Here is a 14,205-nt window from a genome sequence, read left to right as displayed (position 1 = left end):
TCAACCCCGAGCACGCGCTTCAGCCCGGCGTCATCCGTGACGCCGGGCTGAAGTGGTTTCCGGATCTGTGTCCCCCAGGATCGGCGCCTTCCGGGACAGGTGCCGCTGGATCATTACATCTGGGTCGGCGCTTCTAGCTCAGACCGATCAGGTCGTCGAACTCGCCGTCCTTGGCCCCGAGCACGAACGCGGTGATTTCGGCCCGCGTATAAACCAGGGCGGGCCCCTCGGGGAAGCGCGAGTTGCGCATCGCCACCTCCCCCGTGGGCAGATCGGCCACCTCGACGCAGTTGCCGTTCGGGTTGCTCCGCCTGCTCTTGCGCCAGACGGCGGAAAGGCGACCGGCGGGCGTTCCGTTCCGGAACTCATGCATGGGGAAGCTCCCTCGCGCGCTTACGGATGCACGTGCAGCCGTGGTTGCGAGATCACGATACGGTAGCGCCAAGATCGCCATATAGGGGATGACCAAAATCCTCTTATGGTGTGGATCACACCGACAGCAGCCGCTCCAGGAAGCGTTTGGTCTGCTCAGGGGAGTCGGCCTGGACGCTCAATCGGTCCATGACCTGCATGTAATGCTCGGACTCCGTCGGCTTGTCGAGATAGAGGGCGCTGGTGAGCTGCTCCAGGTAGACGACGTCGGGCAGGTCACGCTCGGGGAAGCGCAGGATGCTGAACGGCCCGCCGGCGGCCGCGTGCCCGCCGCGTTCGAACGGAACGACCTGAACGGTGACGTTGGACCGTGCCGTCATCTCCAGCAGATGCTCGACCTGCTTGCGCATCACCTCGCGGCCGCCCAGCGCGCGCCGCACCACGGCCTCGTCGATGACCGCCCACAGCTTGAGCGCCCGGTCGCCGGTCAGGCGGTCCTGGCGCCTGGTGCGCAGCGCGACGCGCCGGTCGAGCTCCGCGTCGGGAGTCGTCTCGTGCGCCAGCTTGATCACCGCCCTGGCGTACTCGGGCGTCTGGAGCAGGCCGGGCACGAACTGGTTCTCGTAGGTCCGGATGACCGAGGCCGCGCCCTCCAGCCCGATGTACACCTCGAACCAGCCGGGCAGCAGGTCACCGTACTTGTGCCACCAGCCGGGGGCGTTGGCCTGCCGGGCCAGGTCCAGCAGCGGCGCCCGCTCGGCGGGGTCGGTGACGCCGTAGAGCGTGAGCAGATCGGCCACGTCGCGTTCCTTGAAGCTGACCTGGCCGAGCTCCAGGCGGCTGATCTTCGCGTGAGAAGCGCGAATCGCGTACCCCGCGTCCTCCCGCGAGATACGCTGCTCCGTGCGGAGCCTGCGCAGCTGCGTACCCAGCAAAATCCGCAGCACCGTCGGGCTTCCCGGCGAGTAGCCGACGACGTTCCCTTCCGCACTCAGTGCGCTCACACTACCGCTCCCAGATCATCTGCACGTGCAGATGCGATTTGCATCTGTAAAACACGAAAAGTCTTGCATCGGTCAGCACACGCCGTAAAGATGGGCATTGGATCACCTAGACCGCGCTTCGGGGGCCAGGATGACGACTTTCGACGCTCGGCCGCAAGCCGCCACCGGCGCTCAAGCGCCGGGTTGGCTGCTGCCCATTCTGCTCGAAGGGCGACGCGGTCCGTGTGACGCGGTCTTCCCGTTTCATGAACTCAGTACGTTCGAGCCCGAGTGTGTGGCCACTGCCAGGCGGTTCGTCGACCGGACGCTCACCTCGTGGGGCTCCGACGGCATCGTGTTCGACGCCCAGTTGGTGGTCTCCGAGCTCGTCACCAACGCGATGCGGCACGGCGGCGGCGCCATCCAGCTCCGGCTGCTGAGCCGGCTGCGCGAGGTGGCGTGCGTGGTGAGCGACTACAGCCGGCACGCGCCGACCGCCGCCCCCGCCACCGACATCTTCGCCGAATACGGTCGCGGCCTGCGGCTGGTCGAGGCGCTCACCACGGGCTGGGGCTGGCTCACCCCCGGCGGCCAGGGCAAGCTCGTCTGGGCCGTCCTGTCCGCCTGACTCGTGCCACGCCCGGTCTGGAGCGCGCCCTGACTCGTGCCACGCCCAGTCTGAGCGCGCCCTGACTCGCCTCGCGCCCTGTCTGAGTGCGGCCGCCCGGTCTGAGCGCCTCTCCTGCTAAACGTCCGTCAGCAGGTCGAGCACGTCGGCGTCGCTGAGCTGGTCGAAGCGCTCGTACCACTGCCCGACCGCCCGGAAGTCCACCGGCACCCGCAGCACCACCACCTCGTCGGCCTCCTCGCGCATGGCCTCGACGGTGTCGCGGGCGCCCACCGGGACGGCCAGCGTCACCCGGTGCGGCTTGGCCGCGCGGACCGCCCGGAGCGCGGCCCGCGCGGTCGCGCCGGTGGCCAGGCCGTCGTCGACCACGATCACCTCGCGACCGGCGAGGTCGGGCAACGGGCGGTCACCCCGGTAGACCTTGACCCGGCGGGCCAGCTCGCGCCGCTCCTCCGCGACCACCTCCGCCACCGACTCGGGCGTCATCCCGAGCCTGCGCAGCAGCGCCAGGTCGAACACCGGCTCGCCGCCCTCGGCTATCGCGCCGACGCCCAGCTCGGGCGTCGGCGGATAGCCGATCTTGCGGGTGACGAGCACGTCGAGCCGGCCGCCGATGCCGCGGACGATGGGCACGGCCACCGCCACGCCGCCGCGCGGGAGCGCCAGCACCAAGGGGTCCTGCGCGCCGCGCAGGCGGTCCGCGAGCATCGTCCCCGCTTGCGCACGGTCCGCGAACAGCAGGTCCATGCAGTGGTATTACCCGATCAGGGCCGGTTTCTGCCCGCCCGGCGCATCTCCTTGTGAATGATCTTCCACTTGTCCCGCTCCTCCTTGCGGAGCCGCGCGTCGGTGCGCGAGGCCATCCAGGTGGCCTCGCGCTGGAGCTTGCGCCAGCTCAGCAGCCGCCGCTCGGGCAGCTCGCCGCTCTCCAGCGCGATGAGCACCGCGCAGCCGGGCTCGCTCTCGTGGCCGCAGTCGTCGAACCGGCAGCCGGCCGCCAGCTCCTCGATGTCGGAGAAGACGAGTTCGACGCCCTCGCTCATCTCGTAGAGGCCGACCCGGCGGATGCCCGGCGTGTCGATGACGAGCCCGCCGCCCGGCAGCGGGATGAGCTCCCTGTGCACGGTGGTGTGGCGGCCCCGCCCGTCGGCGGCGCGCACCTGCTGGGTGTCCATCACCCCGCCACCTGCCATGGCGTTGACGAGCGTGGACTTGCCCGCGCCCGACGGGCCGAGCACGACGGCCGTGCGTGAGCCTTCGAGGTAGCCGCGCGCGAGCTCGACGCCGTCGCCGAGCACCGAGGAGACGGCGTGCACGTCGACGCCCGGCGCCGCGGTGCGCACGTCGGCGAGCAGCTCGTCCAGGCCCCGTTCGAACAGGTCGGACTTGGTGACGAGCACGACCGGCGTGCCGCCGGACTCCCAGGCCAGGGCGACGAGCCGCTCGATGCGGCCCAGGTCGGCGAAGTCCGTGGCGTGCATGGACGGCTCGGCGACGAAGACGATGTCGACGTTGGCCGCGAGCACCTGGCCCTGGCCGTCGCCCGACAGCCCGCCGCGCGAGTCGCGGCTGACGCCGCCCCTGACGAAGGCGCTGGTTCGCGGCAGGACCGCGTCGAGCTCGTACCGGCCCTCTGGGAGCTCTCTGAGCGCGACCCAGTCTCCGACACAGGGCAGCGCCACGGGGTCGTCAGCGGACGCCCTGCGGACGCGCGCGCCGTATTTGACGTGATGCTGCCCGTCGGCGGCGATCGCCTCGGCGGCGCCGCGATCGACCCGGGACACCCGGGCCGGGACGGTCAGCGGTGGTAGCTCGGCGGCGCGGGATTCGGCCCAGCCGAGCGAGAACAGATCGGAGAACAACGGAGTGACACCTTTGCGGTCGAGAAGGACCCGGGTCTCTACGCGTGTTTACGCGGGCACCCGGAGGTTGACGGACGGCAGACGGAACAGAACAGCCCGCATAGTCCTCACCTCCTCGCTCCAGTTGCGATCAGACTCTACGCATCCCTCCAGCGGGTTCGCAACGAGTTTCTTCCCGATCTATTGAACCTGGGGCCACATTCTGTCCGTACTTCCTGCCGACTGCACTTTGAAAGGGGAATGATGCGAGTCAGCACGTGTCCCCCGCCCTCGGCCGAGGGAGCCGCCCCCATGGGCAAGCCACGCTCACGCCACCGGATCAGACGAGTACGTCCGGATGACGAAGTGGTCGTCTCCACGCTCTACCGGGAGTACCACCGGCCGCTGCTGGCATTCGTGATCCGGCTGACGGCGGGCGATCGGCAATGGGCCGAGGACGTCGTGCAGGAGACCATGATCCGCGCCTGGCGCAGTTCCGAGCAGCTCGATCCGAACTCGGCTTCTCTCATGCCCTGGCTAGCGACGGTCGCTCGCCGTATCGTGATCGATGACCGGCGGCGCAAGGAAGCCCGCCCGCCGGAATCAGGCGATGGCCCGCTGGAGAGCATGCCCGTGCCGGACGAGATGGAGGGACTGCTGCACCAGGTGGTCGTATCCGAGGCGCTGATGGCGTTATCACCGGCCCACCGCGAGATCCTCAACGAGACGATCTTGCGAGACCGGTCGGTCAACGACGCCGCCTTGGCGCTCGGCATCCCCGTTGGAACAGTGAAGTCCCGGGTTTATTACGCGGTCCGCGCGTTGCGCGTCGCACTGCAGGAGAGAGGGGTGACGGCGTGAACAGAGTCGAGCATACGGACGTGGGCGCCTACGCCCTCGGTCTGCTGGACGACGACGACAGACTGGCCTTCGAAGCGCACCTCTCCCTCTGCCCGTCGTGTACGGCGGAACTGTCCGAGCTGGCCGGGGTGGCCAGCGTGCTGACGGGGATCGGGCCGGTGCGAGCAGACCCCCCTCCTGATTACGGGCAGGCCGATGTCATCGACCTGCTCCGGCGTAAGAAGGCGGAGGACCGGCGGTCCAGGAGGGGCACATTCGTGATCGGGCTGGCGGCCTCGGTCACGCTGGTGGCCGGCGGACTCGCGGTCGGCACACAGCTCGGGGGCAATGACGCGGCTCCGGTCGTGGCCTCGGACCAGCACGCCCAGCATCTGGGTCCCGCGGAGCAGTTCTACGCCGACGGCACACCGATCGCGGGCGTCGGCGCGGACGGGGTGACCGGCGGGCTGGTGCTGGAGTCCAAGGGCTGGGGCACGCATGCCGCGCTCAAGCTCTCGGGGGTGAAGGGCCCGCTCGAATGCGAGCTGATCTCGGTGTCCAAGTCCGGCCAGAAGCGGATCATGACGGGCTGGTCGGTGCCGCCCGCCGGATATGGCGTGCCCGGTTCGCCCGATCCCCTCTACATGCACGGCGGCAGTCCGTGGAAGCTTGAGGAAATCGATCATTTCGAAGTGGTCACCACCACAGGTAAGACTTTACTTACCGTCAGAGCCTGAACGAGCATTTCAGGAGCCCTTCCACCGCAGGTGGGAGGGCTTTTTTGTGCCCCTCTCCCTATGTGTACTTTTACCGATAACTCGATTGAACCTCTTCGAGGCCGGGTCGCGTACTGCTTGCCGTACCAACCCGAATAACAATCCTTTAAGAGGTTTCATCATGTCGATTCGCACGCTCGCCCTGTCCGGGGCACTGCTCGCCACCGGCCTCCTCGCCCCCGTCACCGCAGCTCAGGCGAGTGTCGCGGCCTCCGGTGACGACGTGTACCTCGCCGCCGGCCTGCGCGGCGCCAACGAGGTGGGCGTCAAGGGTGACGCCGATGGTCGTTCGACCGTCGTCATCAAGATCAGTGGCAACGAGGTCACGTTCGCGGCTCGCTGGAACAAGATCGACTCACCTACCGCCGGGCACATCCACCTGGGCGCCAAGGGCGCCAACGGCGACGTCAAGCTCGAGTTCTTCACCAAGCCGCTGCCCAAGTCCGCGCTCGGCGTGACCGGCACCGTCACGGCCGACCAGGCGCTGGTCAAGGCGCTGATCGACGACCCGGCCGGCTTCTACGCCAACCTGCACGACGCCGCCCACCCCAAGGGCGCGGTCCGCGGCCAGTTCCACCGGCTGAACAAGCCGATCGACCTCAACGGCGTCCTGCAGGGCAGCAACCAGGCCACGCTCTCCTCGAGCGCCGACGGCACCAAGGAAGTGCCGGCCCAGGACGGCAAGAAGCGCGGTGACCAGGACGGCAAGGCCACCTGGTGGCTGCGCCCGAACGGCTCGGTCATCGGCTACACGGCCTTCTGGACCGGGCTCGCCCCGGTGACCAACGGCCACATCCACAAGGGCGTGAACGGCAAGAACGGCGACGTGGTCGCCGACCTGTTCGCCGACACCGCGGGCCTGCCGCCGAACCTGACGGGCATCGCGGGCGAGACCAAGGTCGCCGCGCCGATCGTCAAGCGCATCGCCGCCAACCCCGGCCGCTACTACACGAACCTGCACACCACGGAGTTCAACGGCGGCGCGGTGCGCGGCCAGCTCTCCGGCGACCCGTTCGACCACCCCCGCGCGGTCACCGCCGAGGTCCTGAAGGGCGCCCAGATCTACGCCTGCACCCAGCAGCCCGGCGCGGCCCCCGCCTTCACCCAGTTCGGCGTGTCCGCCAAGCTGCGGCGCGGCATCGACCACTCCTTCGTGACCCCCGCCGCGGGACCGCCACAGTGGATCGCTCCAGACGGCAGCGCGGTGCGCGGAACACTCGTCACCAAGACCCCGAACGGCGACGGCAACATCCCCGAACTGGTCCTGGACGCCACCCAGTCCGGCAAGAACACCGGCCTGCTGGCCCACGCCACCACGATCCTGCGCCTCAACACCGAGGGCGGCGTGGCCCCCGCTGGCACCTGCACCGTGGGCGCCAAGACCCAGGTGGACTACAAGGCCGACTATCTGTTCCTGGGCTGACCGACCAGACCTGTGCCGGGGCTGATGACCGGCCAGAAGACCGAAAGACCAACTGAAGACCAGGTCCGCGCGGACGATTCGGTCCCGCCCGCACGGACCGCCCCGGCCGATGGCGGCGACTTTCCCCCGCCCGCCACCGGCCACCGCCTCCGGGGGTAAACCGGCCCACCCCCGAAGGCACCCGACGCCCCGCCGTAACCCTCCGTACGGCGGGGCGTCCGTGTGTCTCCTCTTGGTGATTTGTCACGCCGCCTGCATCGAACCCGCCGACCAGGGCTTCTTAAGGGCAGATCTGTTACGGCCAGCCGCCCCCACCCCACCCACCGACCGGGGCTGAGGACTGTCCAGGGGCACGCTCCTCCGGTTTACGGGGTTGGGCGCCGTTACGTGCGCATTGTTGACCATGGGAGCGGTCCATGGCTCGCGTCAGTGCTCATCCGGCTCAGGCCGCCGGACAGCGCGACTCCCCGCAGTTGGCTCAGCCACGCGCGGCCGGGGCGGCTGTGTCGTAACGGATGAACGCGGTTCACCCGAAGAGGCCAGCCGGGGTCAGCGGGCTTTTCCCAGAGGCCGGCCCTCAGCCGCGTGCGGCCTAACGGGTGAGAGCGATTTACCCGAAACAGTCAATAGTTAGGCGAGGCCGGGCGCTGGGAACTGGGCGGTGAGCTCGCTGACCTCGTGGTGGACGCGGCTGATGACGTGCTCGGCGTCGCCCTTGGCCAGGGCGGTGACGACCTCGTCCATCCATGCGCCGATCTGTCGCATCTCGGCCGGCCCCATGCCCCGCGAAGTGACCGACGGGGTGCCGATGCGGATGCCGCTCGGGTCGAAGGGCTTGCGGGTGTCGAAGGGGACCGTGTTGTAGTTGGTCTCCAGGCCCGCGCGGTCGAGCGCCTGCGCGGCCGGCTTGCCGCCGATGCCCTTGGGCGTGAGGTCGAGCAGGATGAGGTGGTTGTCGGTGCCGCCGGAGACCAGGTCGAAGCCGCGGCTCGACAGCTCTTCGGCCAGCGCCTTCGCGTTGGTCACCACCTGGTGCGCGTAGGTCTTGAAGTCGTCGGTGGACGCCTCGTGCAGGGCCACGGCGATGGCGGCGGTGGTGTGGTTGTGCGGGCCGCCCTGCAGGCCGGGGAAGACGGCCTTGTTGAGCGCGGTCGCGTGCTCGTCGGTGGTGGCCATGAGCATGGCGCCGCGCGGGCCGCGCAGCGTCTTGTGCGTGGTCGTGGAGATCACGTCGGCGTGGCCCACCGGAGACGGGTGCGCGCCGCCCGCGACGAGGCCGGCGATGTGCGCGATGTCGGCGGCGAGTACGGCGCCCACCTCGCGGGCGATCGACGCGAAGCCCTCGAAGTCGATCGTGCGCGGGATCGCGGTGCCGCCGCAGAAGATCAGCTTCGGCCGGTGCTCCAGCGCCAGCGCCCTGACCTCGTCGAGGTCGATGCGGCCGGTGTCCTGGCGCACGCCGTAGCGGACCGGGTTGAACCACTTGCCGGTGGCCGAGACCGACCAGCCGTGCGTGAGGTGGCCGCCGAACGGCAGGCCCATGCCCATCACGGTGTCGCCCGGCTGCAGGAAGGCCATGTAGATGGCCAGGTTGGCGGGCGAGCCCGAGTAGGGCTGGACGTTGGCGTGGTTGACGCCGAACAGTGCCTTGGCCCGCTCGTTGGCGAGGGTCTCGACCTGGTCGATGACCTGCTGGCCCTCGTAGTAGCGCTTGCCGGGGTAGCCCTCGGAGTATTTGTTGGTCAGGACGGTGCCCGTGGCCTCGAGCACGGCCTTGGACACGTAGTTCTCCGACGCGATGAGCTTGACAGTGTCGGCCTGACGGCGCTCTTCCGCCTTGATGAGCTCGGCGATCTGCGGGTCTACGGTAGCGAGAGAACTCATGACTCTCCTGTCATCGTTGACAATGCGCGAAGACCCAGGCGCACGGCCTTCGCCCCTCCGCTCCCCGGTGGTTCGCCCCACCTAACGCGCCAGTCGCTACGTTCTAGACGATAGCGGATGTGGCCGGGGCTCATTCCTCGTTGATCTGGACGTTCCTCGTGACACCGAGCTTGACCAGGTCCACGTCGACGCGATCCACGTCCTCGCCCAGCTAGCGGACGAGGGTGTACGGCCCGACCCGCTGCTGTCCGTCCATCGGGGGGATCATTTCCTATTTGGGACGGCCAGCGCCCGGCCAAAGCCGATCGATCTCGGCGTTCAGAATGGCCCCGATCAACACGGCGAGCGCGGTGATGTAGAGCCAGAGCAGCAGCGCGATGGGCGCGGCCAGGGAGCCGTAGACGGACACCGGTGAGAACCACGCGGCCAGTACGGCCCGCAGCACGGCGGCGCACACGATCCACAGGAACAGCGCCAGGATCGCCCCCGGCAGCTCCCGGTACCACTTCGTCCGGATCGGCACGCTCACGTGGTAGAGCACGGTCAGGAAGAGCACCGAGCCGATGATCACCACCGGCCAGTACAGCAGGTCGACGAGGATGCCGTACTCCCCCGGCAGCGCGTCCTTGAGCAGCGTCGGCCCGATGACCAGCACGGGCATCACGATGATCCCGATGACCAGCCCGATCACATACAGGCCGAACGACATCAGCCTGGTCCTGATGATGCCGCGCGCCTCGCCGAGCCCGTAGGAGACGGAGATGAGGTCGACGTACACGTACAGCGCCCGCGAGCCCGACCAGAGCGACAGCAGGAAGCCCACCGAGATGATCGACACCTTGCTCGCGTCGTCGCTGAGGACGTCGGTGATGAGCGGGTTGACCACCTTGTGCACGGCGTCGTCGGTGAACAGCAGCCCGGCCTGCTCGATGACCCAGGTTTTGACCTGCACGACCACCTGGGGCCCCAGCCAACTGCCGAGCTTGGCCAGGACGCCGATGAGGCCCAGCACGAACGGCGGGAGGGACAGCAGCGCGAAGAAGGCCGCCTCGCCCGCCAGGCCCGACACGCGGTAGGTGACGCCCGCGTTCGTGGTCGCGCGGACGGTCGCCCACGACTTCGTGTCGCGCACCCAGCTCAGCCTGGCACGGGCGTTGGAGGCGAGCCGCCTCCGCTTCGACCGGCTAGGCGCATCGGTGGACGTCATGGCACCCAACGGTTGTGTGGCAGTGACTCTTCGGGACAGCTTACGTCCCCCGAGTACTGCCCTAGTCGACGTCGACGATGCGTGCGCCCAGCGGTAGGAGTGAGACGGGGATGAGCTTCAGATTGGCCACGCCCAGCGGGATGCCGATGACCGACAGGAACAGCGGGATCGAGGTGACCACGTGCCCGATCGCCAGCCAGATGCCGGCGAAGATGAGCCAGATGACGTTGCCGATCGTGGAGAGCGCCCCCGCGTCCGGGTCCCGGACGACGGTCCTGCCGAACGGCCACAGCGCGTAGGCCGCGATCCGGAACGAGGCGATGCCGAAGGGAATCGTGACGATCAGGATGCAGCAGATGATCCCGGCGATCGTGTAGCCGATGGCCAGCCAGACCCCCGCGAAGATCAGCCAGATGATGTTCAGGATTGTCCGCATACCACCAGCATGACACCGTGAGCGCCGCTCAGATCATCGGGAATGCCCCTGGCCTTTCCCTGATCGACCCTTACCCGGCGGCCCGGCGAAGGCCTGCGCTATCTCCATCCAGGCGCGGGCCGTCTCGCCGGTGATCTCCAGGGTGGTGTCGTCCCGGTGGACGCGCTGAGTGACGAGCAGGCAGAAGTCCAGCATCGGCCCGCGCACCGCGTCGGCGGCGTCCTCGGGCCCCGCCGACCACGGCGTCCCGTCGGGCATCGTCAGCTCCACGCGGACCGGCCGCTCCGGGAGGGGCAGGTTCCGTACGGCGAAACCGTACGGCAGGGCCCTGACCCCGATCATCGCCACGTGCCGCAGCCGGCGGGTGGGCTCTCTGGTGACGCCGAGCGCGTCGGCCACGTCCTGGCCGTGCGCCCAGGTCTCCATCAGCCGGGCGGTGACGAAGGAGGCGGCCGACATGTCGGGCCCGTACCACGGCAGCCGGTCGCGGGCCGACAGCCCCGCGAACACCTCGATGCTGCGGGCGCGGGCCGTACGGAACCAGTGGAACAGTTCGCCGGGGGCGAGCCCGCGGAACTCCGCGGCGAGGTCGTCGGTGGAGGTGAAGTGAGCCGCCGCCGCGCGGAACACGTCGGGGTCGGTCACGGCGGTGCGCGCCGCCTCGTCGAACCAGGCCAGATGGCTCACCTGGTCGCGCACGGCCCACCCTTCGGCGGGCGTGGCGAGATCCCAGTCTCCGGGTTCGAGGGTCAGTAACAGATCGTCGAGTGACGCGGTCTCCGCGCGCAGGTCGGCCAGCAACTCGCCCATCAGGTCCACGCGAGCCAGCCTAACCGAACAACGTTCTACGAGGAATAATGCAAGGGTGATCTGCGAGAACTGCAAGGACAAGCGCCACGAGGAATGTCGCGGCGGATCCTGGTGCGATTGCCAGCACCAGCAGGCGGAGGAGCCGGCCGAGTCGGACCTGGACTGGCCTCGTCAGGGATAGGAGGCGTCCACAGTCTGGACCCTGTCTTGGACATAACGGATACCTAGCGTATCTTCGAGATATGCCAGCGGACCCCATGCTTGTCGGTCGACGACACGTCGATCTTCAGCGTGTCCGCAGTGCCATCTGTTGCGACGCCCGCTAACCCACCCGTTTTCTCCGTTGCGCGCGTCGCAAATCTCCTCCTTCACCCCTGCCCTCAATGATGAGGCGGGAGGAACCCTGCGCGCGCCCATCCACCGAAGGACGCGCAATGAGCACCCCTGCCAGCCGGCATCACAAACGCCCGCGCGGCGAAGGCCAGTGGGCTCTCGGTTACCGGGAGCCGCTCAACAAGAATGAAGAGAACAAGAAGAACGACGACGGACTGAACGTCCGCCAGCGGATCATCGACATCTACTCCAAGCGTGGTTTCGACTCGATCGACCCGGCCGACCTGCGTGGCCGGATGCGCTGGTACGGCCTTTACACCCAGCGCAAGCCCGGGATCGACGGCGGCAAGACCGCGATCCTGGAGCCCGAGGAGCTTGACGACCGCTACTTCATGCTCCGGGTGCGGATCGACGGCGGTCAGCTCAGCATCCCGCAGTTGCGGGTCATCGCCGACATCTCCAACGACTACGGCCGGGGCACCGCCGACCTGACGGACCGGCAGAACGTCCAGTTGCACTGGATCGAGATCGAGGCGGTGCCCGACATCTGGGAGCGGCTCGAGGCGGTCGGCCTGTCGACCACCGAGGCATGTGGCGACACCCCGCGCGTCATCCTGGGCTGTCCGCTCGCCGGGATCGACACCGAGGAGGTGCTGGACGCCAGCGAGGAGATCCGCCTGCTGAACGAGCGGTTCATCGGCGACCCGGCCTTCTCGAACCTGCCGCGCAAGTTCAAGTCGGCGCTGAGCGGGTGCCCGTCGCACTGCACGGTGCACGAGATCAACGACGTGGCGTTCGTGGGTGTCGAGCTGCCCAGCGGGGAGAAGGGCTACGACCTGTGGGTCGGCGGGGGGCTGTCCACCAACCCGATGTTCGGCAAGCGGCTCGGGGTGTTCGTACGTCCTGAGCAGGTGGGCGACGTCTACGGCGGCGTCATCGGGATATTTCGTGATTACGGGTATCGGCGGCTGCGGCACCGGGCGCGGATCAAGTTCCTGGTCAACGACTGGGGCGTGGAGAAGTTCCGGGAGATCCTCGAGACCGAGTACCTCAAGGAGGCGCTGCCCGACGGGCCCGCGCCCGAGGCGCCCCGAGGCTCCCGCCGCGACCACGTCGGGGTCTACCCGCAGAAGGACGGCAACTTCTACGTGGGCTTCGCGCCCAAGGTCGGCCGCCTCGACGGCGACAAGCTGCACGTGATCGCCGACATCGCCGAGCGGCACGGCTCCGGCCGCGTCCGCACGACGGTCGAGCAGAAGATGGTCGTCCTCGACGTCGCGCCCGACCGGGTCGACTCCCTGGTCGCCGAGCTGGAGGCGAACGACCTCCAGGTCAACCCGTCGACGTTCCGCCGTCAGACGATGGCCTGCACCGGCATCGAGTTCTGCAAGCTGGCCATCGTCGAGACCAAGGCCACCGCCGCCAATCTGATCGACGAGCTGGAGCGGCGCCTGCCCGACTTCGCCGAGCCGCTCACCATCAACGTCAACGGCTGCCCCAACTCCTGCGCCCGCATCCAGGTCGCCGACATCGGCCTCAAGGGCCAGCTCGTCGTCGACGAGAAGGGCGAGCAGGTCGAGGGCTACCAGATCCACCTGGGCGGCTCGCTCGGCGTCAACCCCGGCTTCGGCAGGAAGGTACGCGGCCTCAAGACCACCGCCGAGGCGCTGCCCGACTACGTGGAGCGGGTCGTGAAGCACTACGACGCCCAGAAGAAGGAAGGCGAGTCGTTCGCCGACTGGGTGCAGCGAGCGGACGAGGGGGACCTGAGATGACCACGCGGGCCGTCCCCTTCCACTGCCCTTACTGCGGCGAAGAGGACCTGGAGCCCTACGAGGGCGATCCCGAAGCCGCCGACTCCACGGCGCACGGCGGCTGGTACTGCCGCTCCTGCGCCCGCGCCTTCAAGCTCAAGTTTCTCGGAATCGGAGTGAAGATATGACGCTCGTCGACATCGAGGTCGGTTTAAGAGAACAACGCGGCACGCTCGACCTGCAGGACATCGTCGAGTCCGCCGCTGTGTTCCTGGAGGAGGCGTCCGCCCGCGAGATCATCCGGTGGGCGGCGGCGACGTTCGGCGACCGGCTGTGCCTGACCTCCTCGATGAGCGACGCCCTGCTCATCGACCTGGTCAGCCGGGTCAAGCCGGGGGTTGACGTGTTGTTCATCGACACCGGCTTCCATTTCGCCGAGACGATCGGCACCCGTGACGCGGTTCAGCAGGTCTATGACGTCAATGTGATCAATGTGCGGGGGCCGCGCACGGTGGAGGAGCAGGAACGCGAGCTCGGGCCGCGCCTGTTCGGCCGCAATCCGGACCTGTGCTGCTACCTGCGCAAGGTGGAGCCGCTCAACCGGGCGCTCGAACCGTACCTGGCGTGGATCTCGGGCATCCGCCGCGACGAGGCGGCCACCCGCGCCGACACCAAGGTCGTGGAGTGGGACGCCAAGCGGCAGATGGTCAAGGTCAATCCGATCGCCAAGTGGACCCAGGACGACGTCGACAACTACATGGCCGACAACGGGGTGCTGATCAACCCGTTGCACTATGACAACTACCCCTCGATCGGCTGCGCTCCCTGCACCCGGCAGGTCGCAGAGGGCGAGGACCCGCGCAGCGGCCGCTGGGCGGGGCTGGGGAAGGTCGAATGCGGCATTCACCTGTAAACCCC

The 14,205-nt window shown here is 68.4% G+C and carries 16 protein-coding genes; 8 read left to right on the top strand and 8 right to left on the bottom strand.

From position 1 onward, the window contains the following. Window positions 1-133: 133 nt before the first annotated feature. Both KLK06_RS14900 and KLK06_RS14895 read right to left on the bottom strand, forming a co-directional pair. A complete protein-coding gene (locus tag KLK06_RS14900; protein ID WP_214636007.1) occupies window positions 134-373 on the bottom strand; it encodes a DUF397 domain-containing protein in 240 nt (79 codons plus the stop codon). A gap of 115 nt (window positions 374-488) precedes the next feature. Continuing rightward, window positions 489-1,376: a helix-turn-helix transcriptional regulator gene (locus tag KLK06_RS14895; protein ID WP_308168253.1), complete on the bottom strand. Its 888-nt coding sequence runs from the start codon at window positions 1,374-1,376 to the stop codon at window positions 489-491. A 130-nt stretch (window positions 1,377-1,506) separates the two neighbouring features. Here KLK06_RS14895 and KLK06_RS14890 point away from each other — a divergent pair, with 130 nt between their 5' ends. Further along, the gene (locus KLK06_RS14890; protein ID WP_214636006.1) at window positions 1,507-1,983 is read left to right on the top strand and encodes an ATP-binding protein; all 477 of its coding nucleotides are present in this window, start codon (window positions 1,507-1,509) and stop codon (window positions 1,981-1,983) included. A gap of 117 nt (window positions 1,984-2,100) precedes the next feature. On the opposite strand, the gene KLK06_RS14885 is transcribed toward KLK06_RS14890, so the two are convergent. Both KLK06_RS14885 and rsgA read right to left on the bottom strand, forming a co-directional pair. After that, complete coding sequence (locus KLK06_RS14885) at window positions 2,101-2,730, bottom strand: phosphoribosyltransferase (RefSeq protein WP_214636005.1); 630 nt, start codon at window positions 2,728-2,730, stop codon at window positions 2,101-2,103. A 17-nt stretch (window positions 2,731-2,747) separates the two neighbouring features. Beyond that, window positions 2,748-3,845, bottom strand: a complete 1,098-nt coding sequence (rsgA, locus tag KLK06_RS14880; RefSeq protein ID WP_214636004.1) for a ribosome small subunit-dependent GTPase A — start codon at window positions 3,843-3,845, stop codon at window positions 2,748-2,750. 291 nt (window positions 3,846-4,136) lie between these two features. Here rsgA and KLK06_RS14875 point away from each other — a divergent pair, with 291 nt between their 5' ends. The 3 genes from KLK06_RS14875 (at window position 4,137) to KLK06_RS14865 (ending at window position 6,863) form a co-directional block, all read left to right on the top strand. Beyond that, window positions 4,137-4,685, top strand: a complete 549-nt coding sequence (locus KLK06_RS14875) for a sigma-70 family RNA polymerase sigma factor (protein WP_250905380.1) — start codon at window positions 4,137-4,139, stop codon at window positions 4,683-4,685. Next, window positions 4,682-5,401, top strand: a complete 720-nt coding sequence (locus KLK06_RS14870) for a zf-HC2 domain-containing protein (protein WP_214636003.1) — start codon at window positions 4,682-4,684, stop codon at window positions 5,399-5,401. Before KLK06_RS14875 ends, KLK06_RS14870 begins: the two co-directional genes overlap by 4 nt. 160 nt (window positions 5,402-5,561) lie before the next feature. Continuing rightward, window positions 5,562-6,863, top strand: a complete 1,302-nt coding sequence (locus KLK06_RS14865; RefSeq protein ID WP_214636002.1) for a CHRD domain-containing protein — start codon at window positions 5,562-5,564, stop codon at window positions 6,861-6,863. Between the two features lie 630 nt (window positions 6,864-7,493). Here KLK06_RS14865 and glyA read toward each other — a convergent pair. The 4 genes from glyA to KLK06_RS14845 all read right to left on the bottom strand — a co-directional run bounded on the left by glyA (window position 7,494) and on the right by KLK06_RS14845 (window position 11,200). Then, window positions 7,494-8,747, bottom strand: a complete 1,254-nt coding sequence (glyA, locus tag KLK06_RS14860; protein ID WP_214636001.1) for a serine hydroxymethyltransferase — start codon at window positions 8,745-8,747, stop codon at window positions 7,494-7,496. Window positions 8,748-9,018: 271 nt separating this feature from the next. Next, the gene (locus KLK06_RS14855; protein ID WP_214636000.1) at window positions 9,019-9,954 is read right to left on the bottom strand and encodes a YihY/virulence factor BrkB family protein; all 936 of its coding nucleotides are present in this window, start codon (window positions 9,952-9,954) and stop codon (window positions 9,019-9,021) included. Between the two features lie 61 nt (window positions 9,955-10,015). Next, a complete protein-coding gene (locus KLK06_RS14850) occupies window positions 10,016-10,390 on the bottom strand; it encodes a YccF domain-containing protein (RefSeq protein WP_214635999.1) in 375 nt (124 codons plus the stop codon). A 33-nt stretch (window positions 10,391-10,423) separates the two neighbouring features. Then, a complete protein-coding gene (locus KLK06_RS14845) occupies window positions 10,424-11,200 on the bottom strand; it encodes a TIGR03084 family metal-binding protein (RefSeq protein WP_214636190.1) in 777 nt (258 codons plus the stop codon). A gap of 242 nt (window positions 11,201-11,442) precedes the next feature. Between KLK06_RS14845 and KLK06_RS63055 the strand changes: the two genes are divergently transcribed. From KLK06_RS63055 to KLK06_RS14830, 4 genes are all read left to right on the top strand, one after another. Beyond that, window positions 11,443-11,526, top strand: coding sequence for a putative leader peptide (locus tag KLK06_RS63055; protein ID WP_311132608.1), 84 nt, complete (start codon window positions 11,443-11,445; stop codon window positions 11,524-11,526). A gap of 108 nt (window positions 11,527-11,634) precedes the next feature. After that, window positions 11,635-13,308, top strand: a complete 1,674-nt coding sequence (locus KLK06_RS14840; RefSeq protein ID WP_214635998.1) for a nitrite/sulfite reductase — start codon at window positions 11,635-11,637, stop codon at window positions 13,306-13,308. Continuing rightward, a complete protein-coding gene (locus KLK06_RS14835) occupies window positions 13,305-13,475 on the top strand; it encodes a DpnI domain-containing protein (protein ID WP_214635997.1) in 171 nt (56 codons plus the stop codon). Before KLK06_RS14840 ends, KLK06_RS14835 begins: the two co-directional genes overlap by 4 nt. After that, window positions 13,472-14,200, top strand: coding sequence for a phosphoadenylyl-sulfate reductase (locus tag KLK06_RS14830; RefSeq protein ID WP_214635996.1), 729 nt, complete (start codon window positions 13,472-13,474; stop codon window positions 14,198-14,200). The genes KLK06_RS14835 and KLK06_RS14830 overlap by 4 nt, the downstream gene beginning before the upstream one ends. The last annotated feature ends 5 nt before the right edge of the window (window positions 14,201-14,205 follow it).

Origin of the sequence: Nonomuraea sp. NEAU-A123 (genome assembly GCF_018603905.1) — a bacterium.
Classification (GTDB): domain Bacteria; phylum Actinomycetota; class Actinomycetes; order Streptosporangiales; family Streptosporangiaceae; genus Nonomuraea.
The sequence above is the reverse complement of the archived record's forward strand: the minus strand, read 5'-3'. Positions and strand labels throughout refer to the sequence as shown.

Excerpts from the sequence above, each read along its gene's own strand:
- KLK06_RS63055 (WP_311132608.1), top strand. The coding sequence starts at position 11,443 with ATGCCAGCGGACCCCATGCTTGTCGGTCGACGACACGTCGATCTTCAG.
- KLK06_RS14855 (WP_214636000.1), bottom strand. The coding sequence starts at position 9,954 with ATGACGTCCACCGATGCGCCTAGCCGGTCGAAGCGGAGGCGGCTCGCC.
- KLK06_RS14850 (WP_214635999.1), bottom strand. The coding sequence starts at position 10,390 with ATGCGGACAATCCTGAACATCATCTGGCTGATCTTCGCGGGGGTCTGG.
- KLK06_RS14835 (WP_214635997.1), top strand. The coding sequence starts at position 13,305 with ATGACCACGCGGGCCGTCCCCTTCCACTGCCCTTACTGCGGCGAAGAG.
- KLK06_RS14845 (WP_214636190.1), bottom strand. The coding sequence starts at position 11,200 with ATGGGCGAGTTGCTGGCCGACCTGCGCGCGGAGACCGCGTCACTCGAC.
- KLK06_RS14830 (WP_214635996.1), top strand. The coding sequence starts at position 13,472 with ATGACGCTCGTCGACATCGAGGTCGGTTTAAGAGAACAACGCGGCACG.
- KLK06_RS14840 (WP_214635998.1), top strand. The coding sequence starts at position 11,635 with ATGAGCACCCCTGCCAGCCGGCATCACAAACGCCCGCGCGGCGAAGGC.
- KLK06_RS14900 (WP_214636007.1), bottom strand. The coding sequence starts at position 373 with ATGCATGAGTTCCGGAACGGAACGCCCGCCGGTCGCCTTTCCGCCGTC.
- KLK06_RS14875 (WP_250905380.1), top strand. The coding sequence starts at position 4,137 with ATGGGCAAGCCACGCTCACGCCACCGGATCAGACGAGTACGTCCGGAT.
- KLK06_RS14890 (WP_214636006.1), top strand. The coding sequence starts at position 1,507 with ATGACGACTTTCGACGCTCGGCCGCAAGCCGCCACCGGCGCTCAAGCG.
- KLK06_RS14865 (WP_214636002.1), top strand. The coding sequence starts at position 5,562 with ATGTCGATTCGCACGCTCGCCCTGTCCGGGGCACTGCTCGCCACCGGC.
- KLK06_RS14885 (WP_214636005.1), bottom strand. The coding sequence starts at position 2,730 with ATGGACCTGCTGTTCGCGGACCGTGCGCAAGCGGGGACGATGCTCGCG.
- glyA (WP_214636001.1), bottom strand. The coding sequence starts at position 8,747 with ATGAGTTCTCTCGCTACCGTAGACCCGCAGATCGCCGAGCTCATCAAG.